The sequence below is a fragment of the Bradyrhizobium sp. P5_C11_2 genome (assembly GCF_054049755.1).
On the sequence record NZ_JBFULT010000429.1, the window covers coordinates 1 to 8,376 of the forward strand.

Here is an 8,376-nt window from a genome sequence, read left to right on the forward strand (position 1 = left end):
CCGATGCGGCGACCATCGAGATCGTCGAGATGGTGCTGGCCGGCTCGGTCAACAAGCAGATCGTCGGCTACATCAACGAAGCCGGCGGCAAGGCCGTGGGGCTGTCGGGCAAGGACGCCAATATGGTGAAGGCGTCGAAGACGACGCGCACCATCATCGATCCGGACTCGCACATCGAGAAGGCGGTCGATCTCGGTTTCGTCGGCGATCCCGAGAAGGTCGACCTCACGCTGCTCAACCAGCTCATCGGCTACGAGCTGATCCCGGTGCTGGCGCCGCTCGCGACCTCCAAGGAAGGCCAGACGCTGAACGTCAACGCCGACACCTTTGCGGGTGCGGTTGCCGGCGCGCTGAAGGCCAAGCGCCTGTTGCTGCTCACCGACGTGCCGGGCGTGCTCGACAAGTCGAAGAAGCTGATCCCGCAGCTTTCGGTGAAGGACGCGCGAAAACTGATCGCTGACGGCACCATTTCCGGCGGCATGATTCCGAAGGTCGAGACCTGCATCTACGCGCTCGAACAGGGCGTCGAGGGCGTCGTCATCATCGACGGCAAGATGCAGCACGCGGTGCTGCTCGAGCTCTTCACCAACACGGGCACGGGGACGCTGATCCACAAGTGATGGGCGAGCGCGAGCAGCGGAAAGAAGTCGTCATGCCCGGGCTTGACCCGGGCATCCACGCCGCTCGCATAGCTCAGTCATTCCGGAGCGCCCGAAGGGCGAATCCGGAATCTCGAGATTCCGGGTCTGGTCCTTCGGACCATCCCGGAATGACGGGGCGGAGGCGCCCCCGCCGCTCCTCCCTCACCCGTTTCCTCATGACACTGCCGGCCGCGGCCGTGTCGTTCCTGTTCTCCTCCGCGCCGGCCGTCGCCGACCTCAAGATCTGCAACCGCATGTCCTATGTCGTCGAAGCCGCGATCGGCATCGACGACAAGGCGGCGACCGCGACGCGCGGCTGGTTCAGGATCGACCCCGCCACCTGCCGCGTGGTGGTGCAGGGCACGCTCTCCGCCGACCGCATCCTGCTTAACGCCCGCGCGCTCGGCGTCTATGGCGCGTCCCCGATCCCGCAGAACGGCAGCGACATGCTGTGCATCGCGCAGGACAATTTCGTCATTGCGGCGGCACGGCAATGCCGCAGCGGCCAGACCCAGGCCGCCTTCACCCAGATCACCCCGACGCAGGGCGACGACGGCAATTTCACCGCCTATCTCGCCGAGGATTCTGAATATGACGACGAGCAGGCGCGGCTCGCCGGCATCCAGCGGCTGCTGCTGATCGCGGGCTACGATGCCGCGCCGATCGACGGCGTCGACGGGCCGAAGACGCAAGCTGCCCTTGCCGCCTTCCTGAAGAGCCGCGGGCTGCCGGCGGACATCGTGGCCTCGCCGAACTTCTTCAAGACCATGGTCGACGCGGTGCAGACGCCGTCGGCGAGCGGCCTGACCTGGTGCAACGACACGCCGCACAAGGTGATGGCGGCGGTCGCCACCGACGACGGCAAGTCGGTGACGAGCCGCGGCTGGTATCGGATCGATCCCGGCAAATGCCTGCACCCCGACGTGACCGGCCAGCCGAAGCAGATCTTCAGCTTCGCGGAGGCGATCGACGCCGACAACCGCGCCATCAAGCTCAAGGACAGGCCGCTGAACTGGGGCGGCGACCGGCAGCTCTGCACCCGCGAGACCAAGTTCGAGACCAACGAGCAGACCGATTGCGGAGCACGCGGATTTGCGGCGACGGGTTTTGCCGTGGTGGATATGTCGAGCGGCGGCAAGACGCTGCGGTTTGCTGTGCCGTGATGTGATGATGGCCAAAAATACCGGTGTCGTCCCGGCGAAGGCCGGGACCCATAACCACAAGAGCAAGTTGTCGCGCGAAGCTGCCAACTCCGAGTCTTCGCAAAACCACTCCCGGGGACACGCTCTATCCGCATCACGTCAATCTGTGGCAGCAGGTCGATGCGCGGATCGGGGAGTTCGTGTGCAACTGGCTGAACGTGAGCCCGGAGGAAGCGCGCAAGCTCCAGAAGGATTACTATTTGCGCTTCGGCACCACCATGCGCGGGATGATGACCCTGCATGGCGTCTCCGCCGACGACTATCTCGCCTATGTGCACAAGATCGATCATTCGCCGCTGGAGCCGAACCCGGCGCTCGGCCAGGCAATCGCAAAACTGCCGGGGCGCAAGCTGATCCTGACCAACGGCTCGGTCGACCATGTCGATGCGGTGCTGGCGCGGCTCGACCTCGCCGCGCATTTCGACGGCGTGTTCGACATCATCGCCGCGGGGTTCGAACCCAAGCCAGCGCCGCAGACCTACCGGAAATTTCTCGACGACCATGCCGTCGATCCGACCCGGGCCGCGATGTTCGAGGACCTCGCCCGCAACCTCACCGTCCCGCACGAGCTCGGCATGACCACGGTGCTGGTGGTGCCGGACGGCACCAAGGAAGTGGTGCGCGAGGACTGGGAACTGGCCGGCCGGGATGCCCCTTATGTCGACCACGTCACGGATGATCTGGCGGGGTTTTTGGCGGGGTTGAGCCACCCTAAGTAAGCCGTCATACCCCGCGAAAGCGGGGTATCCAGTCATCGCCGGCATCTCGATTCATCACGACCGCCGCGGCGTACTGGATCACCCGCTTTCGCGGGTGATGACAGCGAACCAAGGCTCGTAGCCGGGATGGAGCGAAGCGTAATCCGGGGCCCGCTCGCCGCGGAGAGACTTTCCCGGATCGCGCTGCGCTCCATCCGGGCTACGGGCTGCGCTTGTCCGGGACGACGGCGGAGTATGCCTTGACTCCGTCCCCCCAAATCCCGAAAAAGCCCCCCAATCCGTCACAAATCCTGCCCTCCCGAGAGGAAATCCCGATGTCCCTCCAAGCCCTCGAATCCACCGTCAACAGCGCCTTCGACGCGCGCGACGGCATCTCGACCTCGACCAGGGGCGAGGTGCGCGAGGCCGTGGATCAGGCGCTGGAGATTCTGGACAAGGGCGAGGCGCGCGTCGCCGAGCGCGGCGCCGACGGCAAGTGGAAGGTCAATCAATGGCTGAAGAAGGCCGTGCTGCTGTCGTTCCGCCTCAACGACATGGGCGCCATCCCCGGCGGCCCCGGCAAGGCGACCTGGTGGGACAAGGTGCCCTCGAAGTTCGACGGCTGGGGCGAGAACCGCTTTCGCGATGCCGGTTTCCGCGCCGTTCCCGGCTCCATCGTGCGCCGCTCCGCCTTCATCGCCCGCAACGTCGTGCTGATGCCGTCCTTCGTCAATCTCGGCGCCTATGTCGATGAGAGCACCATGATCGACACCTGGTCGACGGTCGGCTCCTGCGCGCAGATCGGCAAGCGCGTGCACATCTCCGGCGGCGTCGGCATCGGCGGCGTGCTCGAGCCGCTCCAGGCCGAGCCCGTGATCATCGAGGACGATTGCTTCATCGGCGCGCGCTCCGAGGTCGCCGAGGGCGTGATCGTGCGCAAGGGCGCGGTGCTGGCGATGGGCGTGTTCCTGGGCGCCTCGACCAAGATCGTCGACCGCGACACCGGCGAGATCTTCATCGGCGAAGTGCCGGAATATTCGGTGGTGGTCCCCGGCGCACTGCCCGGCAAGCCGATGAAGAACGGCCAGATGGGCCCGAGCACGGCCTGCGCCGTCATCGTCAAGCGCGTCGACGAGCGCACGCGGTCGAAGACCAGCATCAACGAGCTGCTGCGGGATTAAGTTCGGCTACGCTGCCTATCCATCGTCGTCCCGGCGAAGGCCGGGACCCATACTCCCAGGGAGTGGTTTGGCGAAGACTCCGAGTTAGCAGCTTCACAACCAACGGCGTTTTGTGGTTATGGGTCCCGGCCTTCGCCGGGACGACACGGCGGGGCAATCGAACCCACCCTCCCTCCATCGCGACCAATTCCCGGGCGGCTCCTCGCGCCCGGAGCCCTTTCGCATGGACTGGATCTGGTACCTCTTCAGCTTCAAGGGCCGCCTCAACCGCGCCAGATACCTCGTCGTGGAGCTGGCGCTCCTCGTGCTCTGGGTCGTGGCCTGGCACAAATCCTCGTTTCTGGTCTCGGCACCGGAGGCTTTGGGCTGGGTCGTCGCAATCGCGATGATCTGGATCAACACCGCCACGACGGCCAAACGGCTTCACGATCGCAACAGAAGCGGCTGGTGGGCGGTTGCCGTCTTCGCCGTCAATCGCCTCTCCTACCTGTATTACGGGCTCTTTTTCGGGCTCTCGTTCGGCGTCGATATCTCGATCGCCAGGGAAATGCTGCTCGTGATGTTTGCGGTTACCCTGTCCCTTCTGCAGACCTGGATCGTCATCGAGTTGTTCTTCCTGATAGGGACCGATGGGCCCAACCGGTTCGGGCCAGATCCGACGCGCACCGCTCCCGCTGCTGCCGTCGCTTTGCGCCCAGAGCCGCATGGTGTTCCGGATTTTCTCGTGCGCCGTTCTGGCCCTCTCCCGCGCAGCTGAATATCTGGCTGGCGCGCCGCTGCGGGATTAAGTTCTCCCCTCCCTCACCGTCACCCTGAGGTGGCCGCCTCTTCGGCGGCCCTCGAAGGGCGACGGCCCGGCTGTCGGCTGCATCTCGGCCGTCCATCCTTCGAGGCTCCCGGCGCGATGCTTTGCATCGCGCCACTCGCACCTCCAGCGACAGCGGCTTCGCCGCTGCGCGGGGATGACGGGTCTGGTGTCGTTATCGAACCCACGCTCCCTCCGTCGCGACCAATTCTTGGGCGGGCGCTCCCGCCCGGAGCCTTTTGGCATGGACTGGACCTGGTACCTCTTCCGCTTCGACGGCCGCATCAACCGCGCGCTGCTGTGGCAGGCGCTGCTGATCGTCGCGCTGCTGGTGGGCTTGCTGGAGATCGTCGGTCAGGTCATCGGGATCCTCGGAGGGACCAGATCCACCTTGAAGCTCGCCATCGACCTCGATTTCGACTTCGGTCTCGACGACCTGTTCAAGCTGGTCGATCCCCGAGCCTCCCGCTCGCTGGCATCCGCCGATCGCGCGACCTCGATCCTCAAGGCGTCCGGCATTGCGCTGTTCTTCTGGATTTATCTCGCGACTACGATCAAGCGACTGCACGATCGCGACAGGAGCGGCTGGTGGATCGTTCCGTTCTTCTTCGTACCCGGCTTGTTCAGTCAGTTCGCGGACCTGTTGCCCAAGACAAACTGGATGCTTCCGTTCAGCCTGGCGGTTTCGATCCTGTGGCTGTGGGGCCTCGTCGAGATGTTCTGCCGACCCGGCACCTCGGGCCACAACCAGTTCGGCCCCGACCCTCTCGCCGACATCGAGGACGGCTCCGCGTCCGCCGCGTCCCCTGCGCAAGGCTGGGACCAGAACCGCGAGATCGAATTTGTGCCGCCCAGTGCTAGCCCACCCGGCGGCATGCATGTTAAGCGGGGCGCATGACCGATGCTCTCTCGATTGCCCGCGATCTCATCCGCTGCCCCTCGGTAACCCCGGCCGATGCCGGCGCACTCGGGGTGCTTGAAACAGCTTTGAACGCAGCAGGCTTCACCTGCCATCGCGTGACGTTCAGCGAGCCCGGCACCGCCGACGTCGACAATCTCTATGCGCGGATCGGCAGCGAAGGCCCGCATATCACCTTCGCCGGCCATACCGACGTGGTGCCGCCGGGCGACGAGAGCGCCTGGAGCGTCGGCGCGTTCTCCGGCGAGGTGAAGGACGGTTTTCTGCACGGCCGCGGCGCGGTCGACATGAAGGGCGGCATCGCCTGCTCGGTCGCCGCGGTGCTGGAGCATCTCTCCGCCAATGGCGGCAAGCCGCGCGCCGACGGCACGGGTTCGATCTCGTTCCTGATCACCGGCGACGAGGAAGACGTCTCCATCAACGGCACGATCAAGCTCTTGAAATGGGCCGCCGAGCGCGGCGAAAAATTCGATCATTGCGTGCTCGGCGAGCCTTCCAATGTCGAGACGCTCGGCGACACCATCAAGGTCGGCCGCCGCGGCTCGCAATCCGGCACGCTTTATGTCGATGGCGTGCAGGGCCATGTCGCCTATCCGCACCGCGCGTCCAATCCGGTGCCAGACATCTCGCGGCTGATCGTGGCGATCTCCGACGAGCCGCTCGACCATGGCAGCGCGGCGTTCCAGGCCTCCAATCTCGAATTCACCTCGGTCGACGTCGGCAACAGCGCCAACAACGTGATCCCGGGCCAGGCCCGCGCCAAGTTCAACATCCGCTACAACGACAACCATACACAAGCGAGCCTGCGCGAGCTGGTCGAGGCGCGGCTGACAAAGGCCTGCGGCAACCGCATCCGCGCCCGCATCGTCTGGGAGCCCTCGAACTCCAACGTGTTCGTGACAAAACCCGGCCCGTTCACCGATCTCGCGGTCTCCGCGATCGAGGAAGTGACGGGGCGCAAGCCGGAGCTGTCGACCTCGGGCGGCACCTCGGATGCGCGCTTCATTTCCAGCTATTGCCCGGTGATCGAGTTCGGGCTGGTTGGCCAGACCATGCACCAGATCGACGAACGCGTGCCGGTGGTGGACCTGGAGAAGCTGACGAAGGTTTATCGCGGGATACTGGCGCGGTATTTTGGGTAGGGCGCTGGCGCCTTACACTCCGTCGCCGCCTCCCACTCCGCTGTCATCGCCCGGCTTGACCGGGCGAATCCGCCCAGTATTCCAGAGGCCGCAGTGATTGAGCCGAGACGCCACGGCGTACTGGATGCCCCGCCGTCGCGGGGCATGACACCAACAGTGGGGCGAGAGCTCCCGCCTCCCTAATAATCCACCTTCACCAGGTACAGCCCCTCCGGCGGGGCGACGATGCCGCAGGCGGCGCGGTTGCGGGCTGCGAGTGCGGCGGACAGATCATCCGCGGTCCAGCGGCCTTCGCCGACCCACATCAGCGATCCCACCATCGAGCGCACCTGGCTGTGCAGGAACGAGCGCGCGGAGGTGAGGATCGTCACCTCTCTTCCGTCCCGCAAGACGTCGAGCTGGTCGAGCGTCTTCTCCGGCGATTTGGCCTGGCACTCGGTGTCGCGAAAGGTCGTGAAATCATGCTTGCCGAGCAGGCGCTGTGCCGCCGCGTGCATCGCATCGGCATCGAGCTTGCGCGGCACGCGCCAGGCGTGGCCGATGTCGAGGGCGAGATTGGCGCGGGTGTTGACGATGCGGTAGCGATAGTGGCGCTTGACGGCGGAGAAGCGCGCCTCGAAGTCATCAGGCACGATCTCGGCCTCGAGCACCGCGATCGGATGCGGGCGCAGATGCGCGTTCAGCCCGTCGCGAAAGCGGCCCGGTGGAAACTGCTTTTCGATGTCGACATGGGCGACCTGGCCGCGCGCGTGCACGCCGGCGTCGGTGCGGCCGGCGCCATGCACGCGCAGATCCGCGCCGGTCATCGCCTTCACCGCCGCCTCCAACGCGCCCTGCACCGACGGCAGCGTCTCCTGCACCTGCCAGCCGAAGAACGGCGCGCCGTCATATTCGATGGTGAGCTTGTAGCGGGGCATCGTTTCCAATTCTGCCGTCATCGCCCGGCTTGACCGGGCGATCCAGTACGCCGCGGCCCATCCGTTCAACCGAGAAGCCTCGGCGTACTGGATACCCCGCCTTCGCGAGGTATGACAGTGTCAGGTGAATCTGGCGCCCGCCCTCAGCGGCACGCCGCGCAGGAAGTCCGTGGCCTGCATCCGCGCCTTGCCTTCGCGCTGGAGCTCGAGGATGCGGATGGCGCCCTCGCCGCAGGCAACGGTGAGGTGATCGTCGAGCACCTCGCCCGGTGCACCGGAGCCCTTCGCCAGCTCGCAGCGCAGGATTTTCACGCGCGCATTCTCAAGCTCGGCCCAGGCGCCGGGAAACGGCGACAGGCCGTGGATATGACGCAACACGTCGCGCGCCGGCCTGGTCCAGTCGATGCGTGCTTCGGCCTTGTCGATCTTGGCGGCATAGGTGACGCCGTCCTCGCTCTGCTTCTTGAGCTGAAGCCCGCCGCGGGCGAGCGCCGCCATGGCGCGCACCATCAGATCGGCGCCGAGCCGGGACAGGCGGTCGTGCAGGTCGATCGCGGTCATATTGTCGGAAATCGCGATGCGCTCGGCCATGGCGACGTCGCCGGTATCGAGCCCGACATCCATCTTCATCACCATGACGCCGCTCTCGGCGTCGCCGGCCATGATGGCCCGGTTGATCGGTGCCGCGCCGCGCCAGCGCGGCAGCAGCGAGGCGTGCAGATTGTAGCAGCCGAGTTTCGGCGTATCGAGGATCGCCTGCGGCAGGATCATGCCATAGGCGACGACGACGGCGGCATCCGCGTCAAACGCGCGAAACGCGTCGAGCGCCTCCTCGGTCTTCAGGGTCTTCGGCGTCAGCACGGGAATACCG

Annotated in this window: 9 protein-coding genes; 7 read left to right on the top strand and 2 right to left on the bottom strand. The window is 65.8% G+C overall.

Annotation, left to right across the window (positions count from 1 at the left end; genetic code table 11):
* The 7 genes from argB to dapE form a co-directional block, all read left to right on the top strand.
* A partial coding sequence (argB, locus tag ACXJL8_RS29965; protein ID WP_456686088.1) for an acetylglutamate kinase occupies positions 1-620 on the top strand: 620 nt, incomplete at its 5' end.
* Positions 621-817: 197 nt separating this feature from the next.
* The gene (locus ACXJL8_RS29970; RefSeq protein ID WP_456619450.1) at positions 818-1,804 is read left to right on the top strand and encodes a DUF1036 domain-containing protein; all 987 of its coding nucleotides are present in this window, start codon (positions 818-820) and stop codon (positions 1,802-1,804) included.
* 80 nt (positions 1,805-1,884) lie between these two features.
* A complete protein-coding gene (locus ACXJL8_RS29975) occupies positions 1,885-2,562 on the top strand; it encodes a pyrimidine 5'-nucleotidase (RefSeq protein ID WP_456686090.1) in 678 nt (225 codons plus the stop codon).
* Between the two features lie 314 nt (positions 2,563-2,876).
* Positions 2,877-3,722 (top strand): 2,3,4,5-tetrahydropyridine-2,6-dicarboxylate N-succinyltransferase, encoded by an 846-nt coding sequence (dapD, locus tag ACXJL8_RS29980; RefSeq protein WP_456619448.1) that lies wholly within the window; start codon positions 2,877-2,879, stop codon positions 3,720-3,722.
* 223 nt (positions 3,723-3,945) lie between these two features.
* Entirely contained in the window at positions 3,946-4,479 is a 534-nt protein-coding gene (locus ACXJL8_RS29985) for a DUF805 domain-containing protein (protein ID WP_456619447.1), read from the top strand.
* Between the two features lie 292 nt (positions 4,480-4,771).
* Positions 4,772-5,425: a DUF805 domain-containing protein gene (locus tag ACXJL8_RS29990; RefSeq protein WP_456619446.1), complete on the top strand. Its 654-nt coding sequence runs from the start codon at positions 4,772-4,774 to the stop codon at positions 5,423-5,425.
* Positions 5,422-6,588 (top strand): succinyl-diaminopimelate desuccinylase, encoded by a 1,167-nt coding sequence (gene dapE, locus ACXJL8_RS29995; protein ID WP_456619445.1) that lies wholly within the window; start codon positions 5,422-5,424, stop codon positions 6,586-6,588. The genes ACXJL8_RS29990 and dapE overlap by 4 nt, the downstream gene beginning before the upstream one ends.
* A 179-nt stretch (positions 6,589-6,767) precedes the next feature.
* On the opposite strand, the gene truA is transcribed toward dapE, so the two are convergent.
* Entirely contained in the window at positions 6,768-7,505 is a 738-nt protein-coding gene (gene truA / locus ACXJL8_RS30000; protein WP_456619444.1) for a tRNA pseudouridine(38-40) synthase TruA, read from the bottom strand.
* A 120-nt stretch (positions 7,506-7,625) separates the two neighbouring features.
* Positions 7,626-8,376 (bottom strand): methionyl-tRNA formyltransferase (fmt, locus tag ACXJL8_RS30005; protein WP_456686089.1); only part of this gene is annotated, 751 nt, incomplete at its 5' end.